Source organism: Flavobacterium lindanitolerans, assembly GCF_002846575.1.
GTDB lineage: Bacteria > Bacteroidota > Bacteroidia > Flavobacteriales > Flavobacteriaceae > Flavobacterium > Flavobacterium lindanitolerans.
Genome location: NZ_PJND01000007.1, coordinates 1 through 21,898, shown reverse-complemented (window position 1 = coordinate 21,898; position 21,898 = coordinate 1). Strand labels below are relative to the sequence as shown.

The following is a 21,898-nucleotide window of genomic DNA, read 5'->3' as shown; positions in this document are numbered from 1 at the left end:
TTACGGCAATGAATAAATCTGGCTATTTTACATTCTTTTTACTCTTTGCCCTTTTGCAAGGAAAGGCGCAGGTTGAAAAGACAAGTGAGTTATATAAAACTATTATGTCCAAAGACAGTCTGCTGTTCAACATAGGATTTAATACCTGCGATGTTTCGCAATTTGAAAACCTGATGAGTGAAAAATTAGAATTCTTTCATGACATTGATGGCATATCTGATAAAAAGAAATTTCTAAAAGACTTTAAAGGCGGTTTGTGCCGCAATCCGAAAAATTATCAGGCGCGGAGAGAGTTGCTTCCGGTGAGTACAGAAATTTATGCACTGTATGAAAAGTCAAATGGAGGGGAATTATATGGTGCACTCCAGACAGGAATACATCAGTTTTTTGAAAAAGAAACCGAGCAGCCAGAAAAATTTGGTAGCTCGGCCCGATTCAGCCACCTCTGGCTTTTGGAAAATGGTGAATGGAAACTCGTAAAATCCTACAGCTATGAACACGTTACAAAACAATTGGAATCAGCAGCCACCCCGGTATTTGATGATGATATAGCTGTTGAAAAATGGCTAAAAAACAACAAAGTGCCAGTATTAGGTCTCGGGATAATCAAAAATGGGGAGCTGCAACAGCTAAAGGTTTTTGGAGAAATCAAACCCGGAGTTCCGGCGCCTTATAATACCATTTTTAACGTAGCATCACTAACCAAGCCTGTAACCGCAATGGTAGCGCTAAAATTGGTCAGTTTAGGAAAATGGGATTTAGATAAGCCCATTTACAATTATTGGACAGACCCGGATATAACCAAAGACCCGAAAAGTAAAAAAATCACAACCCGGCATGTCCTAAGCCATCAAACCGGATTCCCGAATTGGCGATGGATGAATGCGGATAAAAAACTAAGTTTTCTGTTTGAACCCGGAAACGGTTACCAATATTCCGGCGAGGGATTTGAATATTTGCGTAGAGCTTTAGAAAATAAGTTCCATAAAAGCCTGCAACAGCTGGCATCTGAATTGATTTTCCAACCTTTGAAAATGGATGAAACGAGTTATGTTTGGAATAAAAATATGGACGAATCAAGATATGCCTTAGGTTATGATATGGAACTAAAATCCTATGCGATTGAAAAACACAATTCGCCCAATGCTGCAGATAATTTGCTGACTACTGTTGAAGATTACGGTAAATTTCTGGCAGGTGTAATGAATGGTGAATTAGTGAAAGAATCGGTTTTTAATGAAATGGTAACTCCGCAAACGGCAAGCGAAAAGAGCAAACACTTTGGATTGGGTTTTGAAATCTATGATTTGGAAAATGGAAAATATGCCCTGGCACATGGTGGTGCTGATTTAGGGGTTAGGACAATGGCATTCATCCTGCCAAAAACAAAACAGGCGTTGCTGATTTTTACCAATTCCGATGTTGGTGGCAATCTTTATGAAGTCTTAGTAAAATACTATCTCGGTAAATATGGAGAAAAGATTATAGATATTGAGACAAAGTAAAAAATGGTCAGCCGAATCCGAAGATACAGAAGTCAAAAATAAAAATCCTGCAGCATAAATTGCTACAGGATTTCTTTTTTTTGGGAAAAACGGAGGGATTATTTTTTTGCCAGTTTGATTGCATTAAGCTTGCGTCCTTCAACTTCAGGAACTAAAAGATAAATCCCTTGCTGCCATGATGAAGAATCGATAGTGATATTTTGAGAAACATCATTAGCTGCATAGGATTTAGTGAAAACTTCTCTACCGTCAATAGAATAAATACGCAATACAGTATCACCAGGCTCATTCAGTTTTAGGTTTAAATTTTCAGTAAACGGATTTCCTAATACAGAAATTCTTTTAGTGAAAAGGAAATCCTGAGTGTCCAAATCAAAACCGGTGCTGAAAATAATCTGCCATGAGTTCAGGCTTCCCGTATCTTCTTCACCATTGTCATATAAAGTCATTGTCCAGTTACCGTTTACTACCACACCATTTAAGAAGGTGCTCAGGTTGCATAAGGGAATGTCTGTAGGAAACGTAGATGTGCCGGCTGTTGGAGCATAGGAACCTGCAGGGATACTCTGGGTTGAGCCAGGAGTGGCAACATTAATGGTTGTCGTATTGGCCGCATTAAAGCTCAGGATATTGCCGGATGCAAAATCAGAACTATCGCCACAACTGGTGTCAGATGTGGCTCCCATCCTTTTAATCAGAGCGCAGGACGCACCACTTGGAGTTCCTAATTTGGCAACAACATCGCCCAGCCAGGTATGAACCAGGTCCAGGTTGATTGTAACCTTTGTAGGGTCGGTAATGGCAGGCGTAAGAGGGACATTGATAGTCGTTACTACGTTGCCAATACTAGTTGCGCCCGAAGCACAGCTTGTGCCAACACCATCAGGAATAGGTGTTACCGTATTAAAAGAATAAGTCTGGGCAGAAGCTAGTCCGCAAGACATCAAAAAGAAAAAAAGTAGTTTTGTTTTCATAGATACAATATTTAAATTAATAATAAAACTCATTACAGCATTGGTTCTGTAATTCATAGGGGAAATTTTATTTGGAACAGATAGTGGTATTTTCTGTATTTAAATATTTATTTCAGGAAATTAAGGTAAAGGTAAATTAATTTATTGTAAATTAACTAATTAAGTGAATTAAATATTTAAATTTTGCATTTTTACCTTATTTTGTTTAACGATTGTAAATAAATACCTGTTTTTATATAATTATGATGTTATTTCCTTAAATTTGAAATCTTTAATTACATTCTACACTTAATGCAAAATCCCTTAAATATTGCAATTGTAGGCTCTGGTCTTGTGGGTTCGCTTTTGGCAATATACCTTAGAAAAGCAGGTCATTCTGTTCATGTATATGACCGCAGCCCCGATATTAGAAAAATTCAATTTTCCGGACGTTCGATAAATCTAGCCATGTCACACAGGGGATGGAAAGCTCTTGATGGGGTTGGAGTAGGAGATGCAGTACGGGCAATTTCTATCCCAATGGATAAAAGAGCAATTCATTTAAAGGATAAGCTCAATTTTCAGCCCTATGGCAAGGAAGGTGAAAGTATCTATTCCATTTCAAGAGGAACCCTCAACAGAAAAATGATTGATTTGGCTGAAGAAGTGGGAACAAAATTTTTCTTTGAAAAGAAAATCTGGGACGTTACACTGGCAGATGCCACACTGCATATTGGAGAAACAGAAAGAGGCGAATGGGAAGCCGTAAAATATGATGTTGTTTTTGGTGCTGATGGCGCTTTCTCCAGAATCCGCCATAGAATGCAACGACAAAGCATGTTTGATTATTCCCAGGAATTTCTGCAAACAGGATACAAAGAATTAAACATACCGCCAAATCCTGATGGAACGCACAGGCTGGATAAAAACTCATTTCACATTTGGCCGCGGGGAGATTATATGCTTATTGCACTCCCTAATCTGGACGGAAGTTTTACCTGTACGCTTTTCATGCCATTTGAAGGCGAGAACTCTTTTGCATCACTTACGGACAGGGAAAAGGTGGAAAGCTTTTTTGAAAAAAACCTGCCGGACACCGTTGACGTTATTCCAAATCTGGCCGAAGACTTTTTCAAAAATCCAACCAGTACTTTGGTAACTATGAAATGCTATCCGTGGACTTATGGTGACAAGGTAGCGCTGATTGGAGATGCCTGTCATGCTATCGTGCCATTTTACGGACAGGGGATGAATGCAGGTTTTGAAGATATAACCGTATTGAATGACTTTATGGAGCAATTCGGAAACGATTGGGAACGTATTTTCAAAGAATATGAACAAAGCAGAAAACCAAATGCTGATGCAATAGCTGAATTGTCCTATAGAAATTTCATGGAAATGAGTTCTAAAACGGCTGATGAAAAATTCCTGCTTCAGAAAAAAATAGAAAAAAGATTTTCAGACAAATATCCTGACAAATGGTTGCCATTATACAGCAGGGTCACTTTTAGTCTGGATCCTTATTCTCAGGCTTTGGAAGTAGGTGATTTCCAAAATCAGCTTATGGAAGAAGTTTTGAAAATGGACAATATCGAAGCAAAATGGGACAGTCCTGAAGTAGAAGAAAGAATTTTGGAACTGCTAAACAGAAAAACCAAATAAATACGTAATCAACGTACCAATAAAAAAACAGGGATTAAATCGTAATGATTAATCCCTGTTTTTTTATAAATACATTTTACTCCTAATTGTCTACTTTTTTAGTAACCGGCTTGATGAGTACCCTTAGTGTTGAGTCGTTGCTGAAATAGCTAAAAGCCCAATTCACAAAAATAGTAAGTTTGTTTTTTACACTCAGAATGAGCATTAAGTGTACAAACATCCAGGTAAACCATGCAAATCGTCCCTGAAAGCTAAAGCTTGGCAGGTCAACCACCGCTTTCCTTTTTCCAATCGTGGCCATGGAACCTTTATCGTGATATTCGTATTCTTTTAAAGGCTTGTTTTTTGCCAGAAGCTTAAAGTTTTTAGCCAGAACTTTTGCCTGTTCGTTTGCTACTGCTGCCAATTGCGGATGACCATTTACATATTTGGGAGTAGTCATATAGGCAATGTCTCCAATAGCAAAAACATCTTTTAGGTTTTCTATTTCATTAAAACGGTTAACAATAAGTCGGTTGCCTCGTGTAATGGCGGTTTCCGGAATACCTTCAATTTGATTGCCGGTTACGCCTGCCGCCCAGATAACATTTTTGGCTTCTATCGTTTCTCCGTTTTTCAATCGGACGGTTCGCCCGTCATAATTTTCAACCACAGTGCCGGTTTTAACGATAACTCCAAGCTGCTCCAGATATTTCCGGGATGCTTTTTTAGAATCGTCGCTCATGGCATTTAAGACATTAGGAGAACCTTCCAGTAGATACACCGTAAGTTTTGAAAAATCCTTATCCGGATAATCCTTAGGCAAAATATTCTTCTTCATTTCTGCCAAAGCTCCGGCTAATTCTACTCCGGTTGGTCCGCCGCCTACAATTACAAAATTGAGTATGTATTGCAGTTCTTCCGGACTTTTTGTAATGACGGCATCTTCAAATGTCTGAAGTATGCGGTTTCTAAGCTGAATTGCTTCCGGAACCGATTTCATAGGAAAGGCACAATGTTCCAAATCCTTGTTCCCAAAATAATTGGTTCGGCAACCGTAAGCCAGTACCAGATAGTCATAAGAAAAATCTCCGATTGAAGTTTTAAGGCATTTTTTATCAGCCTCAACAGACAAAACATCTGCAATTCTGATTTTTACGTTTTTGGAACGCTGGAAAACTTTTCGGAGCGGGAAAGAAATACTTGCCGGTTCAAGTCTTGCTGTAGCCACCTGATATAATAGCGGCTGGAATTGGTGATAGTTATTACGGTCAATTAAATATACTTCATAGCCGGTATTTTCGAGGTCTTCAGCAAGGGTAAGTCCTGCAAATCCGGCTCCTACAATAATGATTCTTTTTTGGGTTTCCATACAGGTTTCATTTGTATGTAAAGTTACCAAATTTAAAAGGGTTAGTCTTCTCTATTAACTTTTTCTAAAGAAAAAGCAGGCAGGCAGACCGACAGGTATTCGCAAGGTTCGTCAAACGGATTGGAATACTGTACTCTGGCATTTTTTTCAATCTTAATCGATTGTCCAGCTTCCAAAATTAGAGTTTCGCCTTCAATAATAAACTGCTTTTTACCTTTTATAATATAGGTATACTCATCAAATTCGGGAACCTGAAATGGTTCGCTCCATTTTGGAGGCGCAACCATATGCGCAATAGAAACATCTGAATTGTTATTGGTGGCATTCCCGAAATGCTCTTCGATTAGTTTGCCGTCGTTTGTAGGGACAACAAAAGGGCTTTTTTGCAGGGTGTATTTTTTCATTATTTCTTAAATATAAAGTAAACCGCCAGAATAAGGAATACAAAACCTACGGCATGATTCCATCTGAAAGTCTCGTTCTTGAAAAACAGCAGTGAGAAAATTACAAAAATCACTAAAGTGATGACTTCCTGTATCACCTTGAGCTGCATTAAAGAAAATGGACCGCCATTTCCGTTAAAACCTATTTTGTTGGCAGGAACCTGAAAGCAATATTCGAAAAGAGCCAGCCCCCAGCTTATCAAAACAATAGTTATTAATCCGGCATTCTCGAACCATTTCAATTCCTTAAATTTTAAATGACCATACCAGGCCAGGGTCATAAAAATATTAGATAGCACCAAAAGTCCTATCGTGATAAAGCTTTTCATTTATTTTTTAAATATTTTAGTGAGCACCCCAAAAAAGCCTCTTATAAAAGTAGCGCTTGTGACTACCTTAATAATGCTTTTCGTCGTTTGGCTCATCGGTTCGTTTGCGGCTTTCTTTTCTTGTTTTGCCTCCTGTTCTTTTTGGGCGGTTTCGGCAGCTTGCTGTTGGATATCCTGTATTTTCTTGGTCAGCATCTCATAAGCGCTTTCCCTGTCAATAACTTCATTATACTTCCGGGTTAGTTTGGAACTGTTGTTGATTTCCCCAATCTCGGCATCAGTCAAAACATCCATACGGCTCATAGGTGCCCGCATCATAGTAGCGGCCAACGGCGTTGGGATTCCCTTTTCATTTAATGCCGTAACCAAAGCCTCTCCGGTTCCCAGGGAAGTCAATAATTCATCGGTCTTATAATACTCTGAAATAGGATAATTTTCAGAAGTCATCTTAATAGCCTTTCTGTCATTGGCGGTAAAAGCTCTTAAAGCATGCTGGATTTTTAATCCCAACTGCGCCAAAACAGAACTTGGAACATCCATAGGATTCTGGGTTACAAAATAAATTCCAATTCCTTTGGAACGAATCAGTTTCACGATGGTTTCAATCTGGTCAAGCAGAGCCTTGCTGGCCTGATTGAAAATTAAATGCGCCTCGTCAATAAAAATAACCAGTTCCGGCTGTCCGGAATCGCCCTGTTCCGGCATCACATTGTAGATTTCTGCCAGAAGACTCAACATAAAAGTAGAGAAAAGTTTTGGCTTGTCCTGAATATCGGTCAGGCGGATAATGTTTACATATCCTTTCCCGTTTTCGTCAATCCGCATCAGGTCATTGACATCAAATGATACTTCACCAAAGAAAATATCGGCGCCTTGTTGCTCCAGCTCAATTATTTTTCTAAGTATAGTGCCGGTAGTTGAAGTGGAAATCTTGCCGTAATGCTCTTCAATCTCGGCTTTGCCTTCCTCAGTAATATAATTGATTACCTTTTTAATGTCTTTCAGGTCAAGCAATGGCATCTGGTTGTCGTCACAATACTTAAAGATTACGGCAACGACCCCTGCCTGTGTGTCGTTCAGGTCTAGTATTCTTGAAAACAATACCGGTCCGAATTCCGAAACGGTGGCACGCAAGCGAACTCCATTTTGTTTGGACAGTGTCAGCAATTCCACCGGAAATCCCGATACCTGATAAGGAATATTTATTTTGGAATGACGTTCTGTAATAAATGGCTGTTCAATGCCTGGTTTGGCTATACCGCTAAAATCTCCTTTGATGTCCATCATCAGAACCGGTATGCCTAATAATGAAAGCTGTTCAGAAAAGACCTGTATCGTTTTTGTTTTTCCTGTTCCCGTTGCTCCGGCAATAAGACCGTGGCGGTTTAAGGTTTTTAAAGGGATTTTAATGTGTGCATCCGGGAGTGCTTCTCCGTTAAAAATAGCGCCACCTAACGTGATGCTTTCTCCTTTTGTAGCATAACCCGTGTTAATATGACTGATGAAGTCTTCTTTGGAAGCCATGAGCAAAAAAATGTTTAGGATGAATAGAAATGAACAAATATTTACAAATTTAGGATTGTTTTTATTTATTGCTACAAAATATACCTTAAATAATTGGCATATAATTTTAATATTAGGGAGTGTAATAAAATTATTATTATGAAGTTATAATTCAACGCTATAAAATAGAGTTTGTTAGGGCTGAAACAGGCTGTTTTTTTGATAAAATTGACTTAAGTTGTTTTAAACCAGAGAAATATCTCTTTTTTTGAGACTAATTATTTTAAATTTCTTATTATTTATTCGTTAAGATTGTAATAATATATAGTTAAGACGGAATAAAAAACAGCAATTTATTTTTTTTTATCCACTAAAAATATAAATTTGTCGTTCTTATAAAATATCTAGGGATAAATAATTTTATCTATTACCAAAATTAAATTCTAAAAATTAAAAAACTAAAATTAAAAAAAATGGCACAGGCATCAAACGCAAAGGTTCAAAACAATGGAGGAAGCAAAAGCTCTAACTTATTTGCAGGATTGACGATTTTATTTTGTATTGTAATTGGATTTCTAGTATGGCAGTTTATAATGGGAGACGGTTCTCACTTCCAAGGAGGAGTTAACACAGGACAGCCATTACAAGGTGATTACTTAGGAATGGTTTACAAAGGAGGATATATCGTTCCTGTATTGATGGGATTACTATTAATGACAATCGTATTCTCATTCGAAAGATTTTTTGTGATCTCTAAGGCAGCAGGAAAAGGTGATGTTGAAAAATTTGTAAAAAGCGTTCAAGGTCAGATTTCATCTGGAGATATCCAAGGTGCATTAGATGCTTGTGATAAGCAACAAGGTTCTGTTGCAAACGTAGTAAAAGCAGGTTTGATTAAATACCAGGAAGTTAAAAGAGAGAACTTCGATACTGAAAAAGCATCTGAAGTAATCCAAAAAGAAATAGAGCAGGCTACTTCATTAGAAATGCCAATGCTTGAGAAAAATTTGACTATCCTTTCTACATTGGTATCTTTAGGTACATTATTAGGATTGATGGGAACGGTATCGGGGATGATTAAAGCGTTCGCCGGATTGGCAACTTCTGGAACTCCAGACCAGGCAGAATTGGCAAACGGTATCTCTGAAGCACTTATCAACACATTGACAGGTATTACAACTTCAGCTCTTGCGGTTGTGGTTTACAACTACTTTACTTCTAAAATTGATACATTGACTTATTTTATTGATGAGGCTGGTTTTACTATCACTCAGGCTTACAGAAGAGCTACAAACCGTGACTAATTAAAATAAGTTTCATAATATTAAAGCTATGGGAAGGGAAGTTTCTCCTTCTCGGCTTTGATTAAAAAAGTAAAAACAATGGCTAAAATAAAATTGTCAAAGAAAAGTTCCAGAATTGACATGACTGCGATGTGTGACATGGCATTCCTTCTTCTGTCCTTTTTCATTATGACAGCTACAGCAAAAGTCCCTGAAGCTTTGCCAGTAGATACTCCGGCCTCAACGGTTCAGACCAAATTGCCGGAAGAAAATCTAGCTACCTTAACAATTGGTAAAGAGAAAGTGTTTTTTGGCGTAACCGGAAGAGCAACCAGAGAGGAAACTCTGAAAAGAATGGGAGAAAAATACAATATCCAATTCTCAGACACAGATAAAAAGAAATTTGCACTTATTGACGGTTTTGGAGTTGATATCAGGCAGATGAAACAGTTGATTGATATGAAAAACGAACAAAGAATGAAAGAAGGGGTGCAACCTGGAATTCCTTTTGATTCGCTCAATAATCAATTAGCTGACTGGGTAAAAACTGCAAGAGAAGTAGTTAAGGATATGGATGGTAAAGATTTGGATATCGCTATAAAAGGTGATGCTAAAGAAGAATACCCAACAGTAAAAAAAGTTTTAGATATTCTGCAAAAGCAAAATAAGAATAACTTTTTCCTGGTTACTGGTCTAAGAAGTGATGATTTTTAATAAAATAATATATTCGTAAGAAATGGCAGAATTAAATACTGGCGACGGCGGTGGTAAAAAAGGCGGTGGCAAAGTAAGAAGTAAAAAAGCAAATCCTTCGGTTGACTTAACGGCTATGGTGGATTTGGCATTCTTATTGATTACCTTCTTTATATTAACAACTACGTTGTCTAAGCCTCAATCAATGAATTTGGCAATGCCGGATGAGCCTAAAAAAGATGATCCGGTTCCGCCAGAAACACCAGCCTGGAGAACCCTGACATTAGTGTTAGGTTCTAACGATAAATTGGTTTGGTATAGTGGTAGATTTGACGGACCGCCTTTGGATGGACCTGTTGCTACCGGATATGGAAAAACAGGAGTAAGAGATTTGATCCTTAATAAAAAGGCAGCAGTTGATGCAAAAAACAAAGCAGACGGTGCTGATATTGAAAAAAGTGGTATTACCATTATCATAAAACCAAGTAAGAAATCAAATTATAAAAATTTGGTTGATATTCTGGATGAGATGGCTATTACAAAAGTGAAAAAATATGCGATTGTTGACATAACAGATGCAGACATTAAATTTTTGGAAGACAATAAAATTTATTAGTCTGATTCATTAAAATCTAAAAACATTAAAATATGTCAAATTCAAAATTAGACTTATTCGAACAAAGCTGGATTGAAAATGTTTTTGAAGGCAGAAACAAAAGCTACGGTGCGTATGAATTACGTACCAACAGCGGAAAGAGAACCTTAAAAGCATTGGCTATTGGTGCAGTTATATTTTTGTTCATGGTTTGCATTCCAATCATTTCTAAATTCATTTCTGAAAATATGACCAAAGAAGAGGAAGTATTAGACGAACAGGTGGTTTTGGTTAATGTGCAGGAGCCAATAAAGAAGGAAGAGATTATTGTTGAGCCGGTTGTTCAAAAACAGACTCAGAGTAATGTAGACATTCAAAAATACGTACCGCCGGTTGTTGTAGACAAACAGGTCGTAAGAGAAGAAGTTGCTGTTGTGGAAGAACTTAAAAAAACAGGCTCTGAAACAGTAAAGGCAAAAGAAGGTGGGGAAGTAGTTCTTGATGGTACACAAAGTGAAATCAAAGTAGATGCTGAAGTAATTGAGGAAGATCCGAACAAAATTTATACATCCGTACAAGTTTTACCGGAATTCCCTGGAGGTATTGCAGGTTTCTATGCTTATGTAAAAAAGAATTACAGAATCCCTGAAGTAGATGACGATGTAAGCGGTAACGTAATCGTAAACTTCGTTGTTGAAAAAGATGGTAGCCTTACAGACATCAAAGTTGTAAGAGACTTAGGTTACGGAACAGGTAAGGAAGCAATCAGAATGTTGAAATCAGCTCCAAAATGGAAGCCTGGTATCCAAAATGGTAAAGCAGTGCGTGTTTCATACAACCTTCCGATCAAATTAGTGATCAAATCGAATTAATGGACGGTAGTAAGTACAGGACCAATAAAGATCAGAAATCGCTCCTCGGGCGATTTCTTCTTATTTTAGGAATGCTGTTTTTTTTGATGTATTTTGTCATGGGTATGGCTATTATTTTTTGGAAAGACATACCAATCGAAATGCCTAAACCCTACAGAATAGCTTTCGGATTACTGCTAATCGTATATTCTTTTTTTAGATTTATACGTTTTATCAAAAAAGACCAACAATAAAAACAATTGTACAAATGCCAAAATATCTAAGATTTCTATTCTATTCTTTTGGATTTATAATGACAATTTTCTTTATTGATTCTTGTGCAGACAAGAAGAAAAAAGAAGATCAGACGGCTACGTTTTATGTTGATGAAACCGTCATGCCAATGATGGATGACCAGCTTGCCGTTTTTCAAAGTGAAAGAACAGAAAAGATAAATCTGGTTCCCAAAACAGAAGGAGCCATTCTTGACCTTTTAAAAAATGATACAACAAAGCTGGTAGTAATGTCAAGAGTTTTGTCAAAAAGCGAAGAGAAAAGATTTACAGATAAAGGCATTGTTCCGAGAATAACCCAAATTGCAATTGACGGTGTTGCTCTCATTGCCAATAATAAAGCAAAAGATTCGGTTATCGATTTGCAAAACGTTATCGATTTTATGAATGGAAAACCGGTTGCTTCTATCAAGGGGCTGGTTTTCGATAATGCCAACTCAAGCACTATTGACTTTCTAAGCAGGAAAGCGTCGGTGACTAAAGTAGATAGCAAAAATATCTTTGCTTTAAAATCAAATAATGATGTTATCAAATACATCAGTGAAAATGAAGGCTATATTGGTGTTATTGGGGTGAATTGGATGACACAGCCTATGCCGGACATGTTGAATTCCACAACCAATGTTAAGGTTTTGGCAGTCAAAAATGTTAAAAGTGAACCTAATTCATCAGCCTATTACAAACCTAGTCAAACCAATCTGGCAGAGGGATTATATCCTCTGACACGCAAAATCTATATGTTAAATTATGAAGGTTCTGTTGGTTTGGGTATGGGTTTTGCAACTTTTGTAGCAGGAGACGTAGGACAGAGGATCGTTTTAAAATCCGGACTGGCTCCTGTCAGGCTGGCTTTACGGGAAGTAAAAGTTAGAAAAGACATCGAAAATAAATAAAAATTATAAAGAACGAAGAAATGAAAAAAATTAAGTTTATCAGTTTGTCGTTATTGTTTTTCGGAACTGCTGTTTTTGCTCAGGATTTAGAGCAGGCCAAAAAAGCAATCGACGCGGAACAATATCAAAAAGCCAAAACAATCCTTAAATCACTAATCGCATCTAGTCCTGATAAAGGGAAAAATTATTTTCATTTAGGAGAAGTTTACCTTGCTCTGGATAATGCAGATTCTGCAAAGATTTATTTTGACAAAGGAATCGTTGCCAAAGATAATGGCAATTTCAATTATATCGGCTTAGGAGAAATCAGTTTGGATAACGGAAACGTATCAGAAGCAGAAGCTAATTTCAATAAAGCAATCGCCAATTTGAAAAAGAAAGATGTGGAAGAATTTCTATACATAGGTAGAGCCTATATAAATTCTGAAAAGCATGATTATAAAAAAGCAATAACTTCTTTAAAGAAAGCAATTGCTGTTGACCCTAAATATGCACAGGCTTTCTTGAGTCTGGGCGATGCTCAATTTGGTGATGCTGATGTTAACAGTGCCTACAGTTCCTACAGAACTGCCTATGATTTGGATAATTCATTATTGCGTGCTAAAATGCAATTAGGTGTTATTACAAAAAATGCCAAGGCTTTCCCGGAAGCAATAGCAGCTTTTAACGAAGTAATCAAATTAAATGCAAACTATGGTCCTGTTTACCGTGAGTTAGCCGAGACCTATTATTTCTGGAGTACCAGCGACACGTCAAAACGTGCGGAATACATCAAAAAGGCATTAGAGTATTATGAAAAATACATGAGCCTTACGGATTATTCTCTTGACTCAAGAATGCGTCATGCTGACTTCCTGATTCTTGCTAAAGATTATGAAGCTTTGCAGAAAGAAGCGCAGGCAATGCAACAGCTGGATAAGGTAAACCCTAGAATCTACAGATATTTAGGTTATGCAGCTTATGAAAACAAAAACTATGATGAAAGTATCAAAGCATTGAATGACTTTCTGGCGAAAGTTGACCCAAAAAGAATCAGTGCAAGAGATTACCTTTTCCTGGCAAAAGCAAAATTAGGTAAAGCAATTTCTGCTGAAGGTGCTATCACAGATAAAGCTCAGTTTGACAGTGCAATGGCTGACTTAACAAAAGCAACTGACATTGACCCGGCTATTGGTTCTGAATTTAGTGATTTAGGAGTGTCATTATACAAGCAAAAACTATATCTGGAATCCACTAAAGTTTTTGAAGCGGCTACAAAAGCACCAAATTCTAAAAATGCGCTTCTTGACAATTTCTACCTTGGAAACGCAGTTTTGTTTTATGTGGCAAACGACTTGAAAACCGATGCAGAAAGAAACAAACCGGAAATACAGGAATTGCTTAAAAAAGCAGATACAGCCTATGCAGCTGTAGTTGCAGGTTCGCCAACAACTCAGGATGCACATCTGAACAAAGCAAAAATCAACAGATTTATTCTTGGTCCGGAAGCTAAAGAAGCTGCTGTTGCTGCGTACCAAAAATATATTGAAGTAGTACATGCGAAAGGCGAAGCAGAATTAGCCAAAGAAAACGTGAAATCAGGTTTGATTGGAGCTTATTCTTATATTGGTTCACACTACGCAATATCTGATAAGGTAAAAGCAAGAGAATATTTTGAAAAGGCTTTGGCGTTAGATCCAACCAGCCAATATATCAAAGAATCTCTGGACGTATTGAAAAAATAATAAAACAATTGTTTTAAAAACCGGCACACATGCCGGTTTTTTTTATACCTGTTTGGAATTATCATAAACTTTTGTTTAAAGGCTTATTTTTAAAAACTGCAATCCAAAATCAAATCCGTATCTTTGCAGACTATTTTTAAAGATGATGTTGAAGAAAGAATTACAAATCGCTGTTGAAAAAGGGGTAATGCTTCCTTTGATGGAAGAATTTTATACCATTCAGGGCGAAGGATATCACACAGGAACGGCAGCTTATTTTATCCGTGTTGGCGGATGTGATGTAGGATGTCATTGGTGTGATGTTAAGGAAAGCTGGAATGCAGAATTGCACCCGCCAACAGCAATTGAAGCAATAGTAGAGAACGCAAAAAAATATGCAAATACTGTTGTCGTGACAGGTGGCGAACCCCTGACCTGGGATATGGGACCGTTGACACAAAAACTGAAAGAAAAAGATTTAAAAGTACATATTGAAACTTCGGGAGCCTATCCGCTTTCCGGAACCTGGGATTGGATTACGCTTTCTCCCAAAAAAAATAAACTCCCTACCCAAACAGTCTATGACAATGCAAGCGAATTAAAAGTAATTGTCCACAACAAACACGATTTTATTTTTGCAGAGGAACAGGCAGAAAAGGTTAATAAAGATGCCATACTGTTTCTACAGCCGGAATGGAGCAAGAAAGAAGCAATGACACCTTTGATTGTTGACTATGTAATGAATAATCCAAAATGGAGAGTGTCGCTTCAAACGCATAAATATTTGAATATTCCTTAGGAGTTATGGATAATTGGGTAAAACAAGTATTTATTCTTTTAGTTTTATTATTTTTATCATCTGATGTCCGTTCACAGGAATTATTAATGGATACGGAAGATGTATACGGAGCGGAAATTTCACAATATCCCGAATTTCCGGGAGGGATGGAAGAGTTTTTCAACTTCTTCAATAAAGAATTTAAAGCTCAGAATTCAAAAACAGAAAGTAAGAATCTGGTTTCGTTTAATGTAGAACCAGATGGGAGTATAAAAAAAATTAAGCTTTTGCAATTTTCAGATATCGAAACCGGAGAAGAAATCATAAGGGTGTTGAAAATGTCACCCAAGTGGAAGCCGGCAATGAAAAACGGAAAAGCGATTAGTGTAGAGATGAAAATTCCAATCGTATTTACATCTCACAGATAAATAACAACCATTAAAACAAATAAAATGAAAAAGTTAGTAGTAACATTTGCATTTGTATTGGCAACTCAAATTGGGTTTGCACAAGATGCAGCTTTTAAAAATGATGTAAAAAAAGTTATTGAGATGACAGGCGCATCTGCTCAGATTGATGTGGCAAAAAAACAAATCCTGGGAATGATTCCTGAAGCAAAACAGGCAGCATTCTTAAAAGATTTTGATGCAACAATGCCATCTTATTTTGATAAAGTTGCTGATGTTTATATGAAAGAATATACACATGCAGAGATTAAAGAAATGATTAAATTCTATGAAACTCCACTAGGAAAAAAAATAACTTCCAAAGCAGGAGTCCTGACTGAAAAAACTATGGAAGCGGCTCAGGCCTGGGGTGTAGAATTGCAAAGCATCATGATGAAATACATGCAGTAATACATTATATTTTATATACAAAACCCAAATTTATATTTGGGTTTTTTTATACCTTTTTACCCATGAAACAGCTTTTCCTACTTGATCCATCCATCACTTTTTTAAATCACGGTTCGTTTGGCGCCTGCCCAAAACCGATATTTGAGGAATATCAAAGATTCCAATTGGAATTGGAAAATGAACCCGTTTATTTCATCCAGAAAAAAGCGGAGACATATTTGAAAAAAGCAAAAGAAAAACTGTCAGGATATATAGGCTGCCAACCCGAGGATTTCTTTTTTACACCCAATCCAACTGTTGCCATTAATACAGTTATGAGAAGCCTGAACCTTCAGCCGGGTGATGAAATCCTTGCTACAAATCATGAATATGGGGCAATGGATAAAACATGGGCATATTTTTGTAAAAAAACAGGTGCAAAATATGTACGCCAACCTATTTCCCTGCCAATAGTTTCAAAAGAACAACTATTGGAAGATTTTTGGAAAGGCTATAATTCCAATACTAAAGTTGTTTTTATAAATCAGATTTCCAGTGCAACGGCGCTCATTTTTCCGGTCAGGGAAATTTGTAAGAAAGCCCAGGAATTGGGATTGATAACTATTGTTGATGGGGCACATGTTCCGGGGCATATTCCTTTAAATATTGAAGAGATAGATGCTGATTTTTATACAGGAACATTACACAAATGGATGCTGGCACCAAAAGGGAGTTCGTTTTTGTATGTAAAAAAAGAATTTCAGGACGATTTGGATCCGTTGGTGGTGAGTTGGGGCTATAATAACGAAACAATAGCCGGGACACAATTTCTGGATTATCATGAATACCAGGGCACTAGAGATATCTCTTCTTTTTTATGTACGCCGGTAGTTGTTGATTTTCTCGAAATAAATAATTGGAACGAAGTAGCAGAAAATTGCAAAGAAATAGTTTTGAATAACTACCAGCGTTTTTGCGATTTGCTAAATACAACCCCAATATGTCCTATTACAAAAGAATTTTTAGGACAAATGGCAAGTATTCCGGTCAGCACCGACGAACCTCAAAAGCTAAAAGAACTGCTTTTTGAAAAATACCAAATCGAAATACCGGTTATGCCACTAAATGGGGATTTTTATATACGATATTCAATAAATGCCTATAATTCACAGGAGGATTTAGACAGGCTTTATGAAGTCTTACAAGAAATCATAGAAACAACCAATTTAGTAAAAACTTAAAGAGTCAGCCTGGCGAGATAGTCATAATGGTCGCCTTCAAGAACCAGTTCGCATTGCAAACCATTGGCAAGTGCAGCATTTTGTAATGTATTATAGTCAACATACAGCCAATCAAACGGTTTCTCTTCTTCCTTCTTATAATAGATGGTAAAAGTAATTTCACCATAATAGTCTCTTTCAGTCGGAATCCATTTTCCACCGTCTTCATCTTCGTCAAACATATAAATGATGTCAGAAGAGTCGATAAGAATTTGCCCTGTTGGTGTCAATAAAGATTTCAGCTGTTGCAGAAAGCCAGACATATTATTTAACCTCCCACAAATTCCTGTACCATTCATCAGAAGCAGTATGGTGTCAAACTTGTTTTCTGAATTATTGGAATCCAACTGCATCACATCCTGAACTTTTGCATTGTCAAGACCTCTTAATCGACAGGCTTGAATTGCATTGTCAGAAATATCAATAGGAAGAACCTCCATTTTTTTTATATCCCGAAGGTATAAACTATGACTTCCGGCTCCACAACCTACATCCAGTACTTTTCCCTTTGCCAGATTCATTGCTTTTTTTTCAATTTTTGGCATAGTAGAATAATTTCGGAACAAATAGGCAACGCTCATTTCATCGGCTTCAGAAATTGAAGTTTCAGTAATCAGGTTTTCCGGAGAGTTGTTTGTCTGATAATCTAATATGGCTTTTCCAAAAAGGTCTTTCATGATTTATAGTATAGTTTAAAAAGATAAGGAAGAAAGTGTAACTTTGTCCGCAAATAAACGAAGTTGGAACAAGTAATTAAAAATCTTCCAAAACTGGCCAAAGATAAGCATAACGAAAACAAGAAGTATTTCGATAAGCTTAAAAAGAAAGCGCCGAAGAATATTGATTATATCATGCAGGAATTGCACGATCAGGAATTTAAAAAAACAGATTGCCTGAAATGTGCCAATTGTTGCAAAACAACCGGACCGCTTTTTACTCTTGCAGATATTGAGAGGATTTCCAAACATTTTCGGCAGAAGCCACAACAATTCATCGATCAGTATCTTCGGATTGATGAAGAGAATGATTACGTACTTCAAAGTGTGCCGTGCACTTTTCTGGATGCTGAAAATTACTGTATGATTTATGACGTCAGGCCCAAAGCTTGCAGAGAATATCCGCATACGGATAGAAAAAAATTCCAGCAGATTTCTAACCTGACATTGCAGAACGTAGCAATTTGTCCGGCTGCTTATAATATTGTAGAAGAAATGAAAAAAAGAATGCCTTTGTAAAAACAATTGCTGTATGAAACACAAAAGAAATTTATTTTACATCTTTTTGGCTTCAGCCATTATTTCAGTTTTATTGGTTTTTGTCAACCAGGATGTTGTAGTTAGAGGTCTTTTCGATAAAATTATGGAGGCTGTTATTATGACAGCCCTGATATATATCGTTTTGATAGTACTTTACTTTTTGATGTTTATTGCAAAATCAGGTGCGAACAGGATTGCCAGAAAGCAAAAAAAAGACCTTACAAAGTAAGGCCGTTTATTAGACAAAGATATAATCTTCGGGAAGTTCGATTGATTCGTCAAATCGGCCACCTATGGCGTCAACAACATAATCGATCCCTCTTTTGATATATTCTAATATTTTCTCGACCCATTCCTTTGCGTTATGGAATAATTCAATGGCTTTGTCTACATAAGAATCAATCCATTCGAAAAATTCCTGCAGTTTGTCCATATAATCCAAAAGTAGTTGCGATGTATTCATTTTATAGCTATTTTATTAAGATTTAAATGCGACCGTTAAAAATAGCCGCACCTAAAAATACATATTTTCAGGAAGATTCCAATCAATAAATTTCATATTTTTTTCTTATTTTTTTGAAATCTTCAATTCCTTTTTCCCAGCTTTTTTTGATATCGGCTTCTGTCATTCCGGCCTCAATCTGTTCCTGTAGCTTTTTGGTTCCGGCTAATTTGGTAAAGAAAGGAATAAAAAACTTCGATTTATCAGCTGTGGTAGCATAGGCTTTCAAAAGCCATTTTAGTTCAATACCCTTTACTTTTGGGGCATTCGACAAATCTTCACCATAACACACTTTACCATTATGTAACGGATCTTTTGAACCTAAATTAGGTTTGGGAATAAAACTAAAGTCAGTTTTTGGAAGAAAAGGAGAGCCGTATATCTGGAATTGCTTCTCTGTTCCTCTTCCCAGGCTTACATTCGTGCCTTCAAAAAAGCATAAGCTGGCATACAGGTTAATGGATTGGTCGTTTGGTAAGTTTGGAGAAGGCCTCACTGGGAGCGAGTAGCTCATATCCTTAGTATAATTTACACACGGAACCACGCTCAATTCGCATTGAATTCCATTTTTAAGCCATTTTTCACCATTTATCATTTTTCCATATTCTCCTATAGTCATGCCGTGAAGTACCGGAATCGTGTGCATTCCTATAAAACTCGAGTTCTCTTTTTCGAGAACGGGGCCATCAACGGTATTGCCGTTTGGATTTGGACGGTCTAAAATCAATAGTTTTATTTTATTTTCGGCACAAGCCTCCATTATATAATGTAAGGAAGAGATATAAGTATAAAAACGGGCGCCCACATCCTGAAGGTCAAAAACCAGAATGTCTATTCCTGCCAATTGTTCCGGCTTTGGTTTTTTATTATCACCATAAAGGGAAATTATTGGAATTCCGGTTTTGGTGTCTTTTCCATCTTTTATTAATTCTCCTGCATCAGCTGTGCCTCTAAATCCGTGTTCGGGAGCATAAATTTTGGTCACATTTATTTTGTTTTCAACCAGCCAATCGACCAGGTGCATAGATTTTGTTGCAGATTCGGTGCGAAGCTCGTCTCTGTTTTTTGCATTAGGATTATAATTAACAATGCTGGTTTGGTTTGCAACAATACCAATGCTCTTGTGTTTTTTTAAAACGGGGAGGTAAGTTATCCAGTCGTCAGCACCGGTTTTTATTTCAGCAATTGCAGTAGAAGATTTGGAACTTTTGATTGTATCCTGAGCTTTTGGTTTTTCACTTCTTGCTTTTGTGTTAAATGAATTTCCGCAGGAAAGAATTGACAAAACCAAGAATAAAGCTGTATTTTTGAAAACCATATTTGATATCATACAAAATTGAATTTAGAATATTTTATAGCCAAAAGACTGATTGCTGCTAAAAATCATAAAAGTAGTATATCTGCACCAATTATAAAAATTGCGATTGCCGCTATTGCAATAGGTATGATCATGATGATCGTGTCTGTGGCAACAGGAATTGGATTGCAGCAAAAAATACGTGAAAAGGTTGCGGCTTTTAACGGACATATCATTATTACCAATTATGACGATAACCAATCGCAGGTAAGCATCAGTCCTATTTCTACCCATCAGGATTTTTATCCGAAGTTTAAAAGCGTAGATGGAATCAACCATATCCAGGCTGTTGCTACAAAAGCAGGAATCATCAGGACAGAAACTTCTTTTGAAGGTATTATATATAAAGGAGTAGGGAAAGATTACCAATGGAAGAATCTGGAGGAATATCTTATTCAGGGTAAATTGCCGGATGTAATGCATAAATTGACACCGGATGTTTTAATATCAAAATATCTTGCTGACAGGCTCAATTTAAAAGTAGGCGATAAGTTCAATACTTTTTTCATGAAAGAAAACAGTAATCAGCTGCCTAACCTGAGAGTATTTGTAGTGGCAGGGATTTACAATTCCGGATTTCAGGAATTTGATGCTACCTATATAATAGGTGACATTCGTCATTTGCAACGAATCAATAAATGGAAACCGGATCAGGTGGGTGCTTTTGAAGTTTTTATTGACGACTTTAATAAGATTGAGCAAAAAGGGCAGCAGGTTTATGACAATACCCAAAATAAAGAAGATGCATCCAAAACACTCGATACACAGACAATTTCTGAAAAGTACTATAATATATTTGAGTGGCTGCAGCTATTTGACTTTAATATAATTGTCATTATAGTAATAATGATTATTGTAGCGACTATTAATATGGTAGTTGCATTGCTGGTTCTTATATTGGAAAGAACCCAGATGATCGGAATACTCAAAGCAATAGGAGCAAACAATTGGTCAGTACGCAAGATATTTTTGTACAATGCCTTTTATTTAATTGTCCGTGGTCTGCTTTGGGGCAACTGTATTGGAACAGGTCTTATTATTATTCAGCAGCAATTCGGTATTATAAAACTAAATCCGGACAGTTATTATGTGAATGTCGCACCTGCCCATTTGGATTGGTTGTATATTTTACTGCTAAATGTAGGGACATTGATCATCTGTCTGGCTGTTCTTTTGATTCCTTCCTATATAATAACGAAAATTTCTCCGGTAAAAGCGATCCGTTTTGAATAGGTTTATATAAGAAGAAAGTGTCTTTTGGAAGATTTCTGAAAGATTTTCTCTCTTATGTCCTTAAATAATGCTTTTTTCAGGCATTTTTTCAGGATGTTTTACCCGTCATTTAATATACTTTACAGTCCGCTTCCCTTGTTTTAGATGGTTTGTCGAATTTTGGTGTCAAAAATCTTAAAAAAAGTTCGTCTATAGACTTCTGTTTTCCAGCGCCTTGCAAAAAAGTTTGAAAAAAAGTCACGATAAAGCTTGCGGAAGCGGAAAAAGGTGCTACTTTTGCACCCGCAATAAAGGCGAAGTTCATAGGTAAATACTGGCAGGAAGCAGATTTAAAAAAGGAATAAAATTTTCCAAAAATAAATTTGCGAGTTTCAAAAAAGGTTTTTACTTTTGCACCCGCAATCAGGGCAACGTTCATAGAAGAAATGCGATACCGGCTTTCAGGAAAAAAAAATTCCGAAAAGCTTGCGAGAAACGGAAAAGGTCCATATCTTTGCCGTCCGCAAAAACGGTAAGGCCTCCGGCAAAAAAAATAAAATTTTTTTTCCGAAAAGGCTTGCGGGACTCGAAAAGAGTGTTACCTTTGCAGCCGCTCCGCG

Annotated in this window: 24 protein-coding genes; 16 read left to right on the top strand and 8 right to left on the bottom strand. The window is 36.9% G+C overall.

Features of this window, described 5'->3' with window-relative positions:
* The first annotated feature begins 8 nt into the window (after nt 1-8).
* On the top strand, nt 9-1,505 hold the full coding sequence (locus tag B0G92_RS00185; protein ID WP_101470662.1) for a serine hydrolase domain-containing protein: 1,497 nt from the start codon (nt 9-11) through the stop codon (nt 1,503-1,505).
* Between the two features lie 98 nt (nt 1,506-1,603).
* Here B0G92_RS00185 and B0G92_RS00180 read toward each other — a convergent pair whose 3' ends face one another.
* Nucleotides 1,604-2,479, bottom strand: a complete 876-nt coding sequence (locus B0G92_RS00180) for a proprotein convertase P-domain-containing protein (RefSeq protein ID WP_180326379.1) — start codon at nt 2,477-2,479, stop codon at nt 1,604-1,606.
* A 291-nt stretch (nt 2,480-2,770) separates the two neighbouring features.
* Here B0G92_RS00180 and B0G92_RS00175 point away from each other — a divergent pair, with 291 nt between their 5' ends.
* A complete protein-coding gene (locus tag B0G92_RS00175) occupies nt 2,771-4,120 on the top strand; it encodes an FAD-dependent oxidoreductase (protein WP_056072429.1) in 1,350 nt (449 codons plus the stop codon).
* A gap of 82 nt (nt 4,121-4,202) precedes the next feature.
* Here the strand turns inward: B0G92_RS00175 and B0G92_RS00170 are convergent, their stop codons facing one another.
* Genes B0G92_RS00170 through B0G92_RS00155 form a run of 4 tightly spaced genes read right to left on the bottom strand, consistent with a single transcriptional unit; the run spans nt 4,203 to nt 7,767 of the window.
* Nucleotides 4,203-5,471 carry an NAD(P)/FAD-dependent oxidoreductase gene (locus tag B0G92_RS00170; RefSeq protein WP_056072432.1) on the bottom strand — a complete coding sequence of 423 codons (1,269 nt, stop codon included), beginning with the start codon at nt 5,469-5,471 and terminating at the stop codon, nt 4,203-4,205.
* A 41-nt stretch (nt 5,472-5,512) separates the two neighbouring features.
* A complete protein-coding gene (locus tag B0G92_RS00165; RefSeq protein WP_101470660.1) occupies nt 5,513-5,875 on the bottom strand; it encodes a cupin domain-containing protein in 363 nt (120 codons plus the stop codon).
* On the bottom strand, nt 5,875-6,243 hold the full coding sequence (locus tag B0G92_RS00160; RefSeq protein ID WP_056072438.1) for a DMT family protein: 369 nt from the start codon (nt 6,241-6,243) through the stop codon (nt 5,875-5,877). Before B0G92_RS00160 ends, B0G92_RS00165 begins: the two co-directional genes overlap by 1 nt.
* Nucleotides 6,244-7,767 (bottom strand): helicase HerA-like domain-containing protein, encoded by a 1,524-nt coding sequence (locus B0G92_RS00155; protein ID WP_101470659.1) that lies wholly within the window; start codon nt 7,765-7,767, stop codon nt 6,244-6,246.
* A gap of 452 nt (nt 7,768-8,219) precedes the next feature.
* Between B0G92_RS00155 and B0G92_RS00150 the strand changes: the two genes are divergently transcribed.
* From B0G92_RS00150 to B0G92_RS00100, 11 genes are all read left to right on the top strand, one after another.
* Complete coding sequence (locus tag B0G92_RS00150) at nt 8,220-9,050, top strand: MotA/TolQ/ExbB proton channel family protein (protein ID WP_101470658.1); 831 nt, start codon at nt 8,220-8,222, stop codon at nt 9,048-9,050.
* A gap of 78 nt (nt 9,051-9,128) precedes the next feature.
* Entirely contained in the window at nt 9,129-9,743 is a 615-nt protein-coding gene (locus B0G92_RS00145) for an ExbD/TolR family protein (protein ID WP_101470657.1), read from the top strand.
* Nucleotides 9,744-9,765: 22 nt separating this feature from the next.
* The gene (locus tag B0G92_RS00140; RefSeq protein ID WP_101470656.1) at nt 9,766-10,338 is read left to right on the top strand and encodes an ExbD/TolR family protein; all 573 of its coding nucleotides are present in this window, start codon (nt 9,766-9,768) and stop codon (nt 10,336-10,338) included.
* 32 nt (nt 10,339-10,370) lie between these two features.
* Entirely contained in the window at nt 10,371-11,189 is an 819-nt protein-coding gene (locus B0G92_RS00135; protein ID WP_101470655.1) for an energy transducer TonB, read from the top strand.
* Nucleotides 11,189-11,422, top strand: coding sequence for a hypothetical protein (locus tag B0G92_RS00130; RefSeq protein WP_056072456.1), 234 nt, complete (start codon nt 11,189-11,191; stop codon nt 11,420-11,422). The genes B0G92_RS00135 and B0G92_RS00130 overlap by 1 nt, the downstream gene beginning before the upstream one ends.
* Nucleotides 11,423-11,436: 14 nt before the next feature.
* Nucleotides 11,437-12,354: a PstS family phosphate ABC transporter substrate-binding protein gene (locus tag B0G92_RS00125; RefSeq protein ID WP_056072459.1), complete on the top strand. Its 918-nt coding sequence runs from the start codon at nt 11,437-11,439 to the stop codon at nt 12,352-12,354.
* 20 nt (nt 12,355-12,374) lie between these two features.
* Nucleotides 12,375-14,078, top strand: a complete 1,704-nt coding sequence (locus B0G92_RS00120; RefSeq protein WP_101470654.1) for a tetratricopeptide repeat protein — start codon at nt 12,375-12,377, stop codon at nt 14,076-14,078.
* A 145-nt stretch (nt 14,079-14,223) separates the two neighbouring features.
* Entirely contained in the window at nt 14,224-14,856 is a 633-nt protein-coding gene (locus B0G92_RS00115) for a 7-carboxy-7-deazaguanine synthase QueE (RefSeq protein ID WP_056072465.1), read from the top strand.
* Between the two features lie 5 nt (nt 14,857-14,861).
* Complete coding sequence (locus B0G92_RS00110) at nt 14,862-15,263, top strand: energy transducer TonB (RefSeq protein ID WP_101470653.1); 402 nt, start codon at nt 14,862-14,864, stop codon at nt 15,261-15,263.
* A 24-nt stretch (nt 15,264-15,287) separates the two neighbouring features.
* A complete protein-coding gene (locus tag B0G92_RS00105) occupies nt 15,288-15,692 on the top strand; it encodes a DUF2059 domain-containing protein (protein ID WP_101470652.1) in 405 nt (134 codons plus the stop codon).
* Between the two features lie 62 nt (nt 15,693-15,754).
* Entirely contained in the window at nt 15,755-16,912 is a 1,158-nt protein-coding gene (locus tag B0G92_RS00100; protein WP_101470651.1) for an aminotransferase class V-fold PLP-dependent enzyme, read from the top strand.
* On the opposite strand, the gene B0G92_RS00095 is transcribed toward B0G92_RS00100, so the two are convergent.
* A complete protein-coding gene (locus B0G92_RS00095) occupies nt 16,909-17,628 on the bottom strand; it encodes a class I SAM-dependent methyltransferase (RefSeq protein WP_101470650.1) in 720 nt (239 codons plus the stop codon). The genes B0G92_RS00100 and B0G92_RS00095 overlap by 4 nt on opposite strands.
* Nucleotides 17,629-17,691: 63 nt before the next feature.
* Here B0G92_RS00095 and B0G92_RS00090 point away from each other — a divergent pair, with 63 nt between their 5' ends.
* Both B0G92_RS00090 and B0G92_RS00085 read left to right on the top strand, forming a co-directional pair.
* Complete coding sequence (locus B0G92_RS00090; RefSeq protein ID WP_056072478.1) at nt 17,692-18,186, top strand: YkgJ family cysteine cluster protein; 495 nt, start codon at nt 17,692-17,694, stop codon at nt 18,184-18,186.
* Nucleotides 18,187-18,199: 13 nt separating this feature from the next.
* Nucleotides 18,200-18,436 (top strand): hypothetical protein, encoded by a 237-nt coding sequence (locus tag B0G92_RS00085; RefSeq protein ID WP_056072481.1) that lies wholly within the window; start codon nt 18,200-18,202, stop codon nt 18,434-18,436.
* A gap of 9 nt (nt 18,437-18,445) precedes the next feature.
* Here the strand turns inward: B0G92_RS00085 and B0G92_RS00080 are convergent, their stop codons facing one another.
* Nucleotides 18,446-18,670, bottom strand: coding sequence for a hypothetical protein (locus B0G92_RS00080; RefSeq protein ID WP_143394973.1), 225 nt, complete (start codon nt 18,668-18,670; stop codon nt 18,446-18,448).
* Between the two features lie 82 nt (nt 18,671-18,752).
* Nucleotides 18,753-20,039 (bottom strand): exo-beta-N-acetylmuramidase NamZ family protein, encoded by a 1,287-nt coding sequence (locus B0G92_RS00075; protein ID WP_101470649.1) that lies wholly within the window; start codon nt 20,037-20,039, stop codon nt 18,753-18,755.
* 6 nt (nt 20,040-20,045) lie between these two features.
* Here B0G92_RS00075 and B0G92_RS00070 point away from each other — a divergent pair, with 6 nt between their 5' ends.
* Complete coding sequence (locus B0G92_RS00070; RefSeq protein ID WP_101470648.1) at nt 20,046-21,299, top strand: ABC transporter permease; 1,254 nt, start codon at nt 20,046-20,048, stop codon at nt 21,297-21,299.
* The last annotated feature ends 599 nt before the right edge of the window (nt 21,300-21,898 follow it).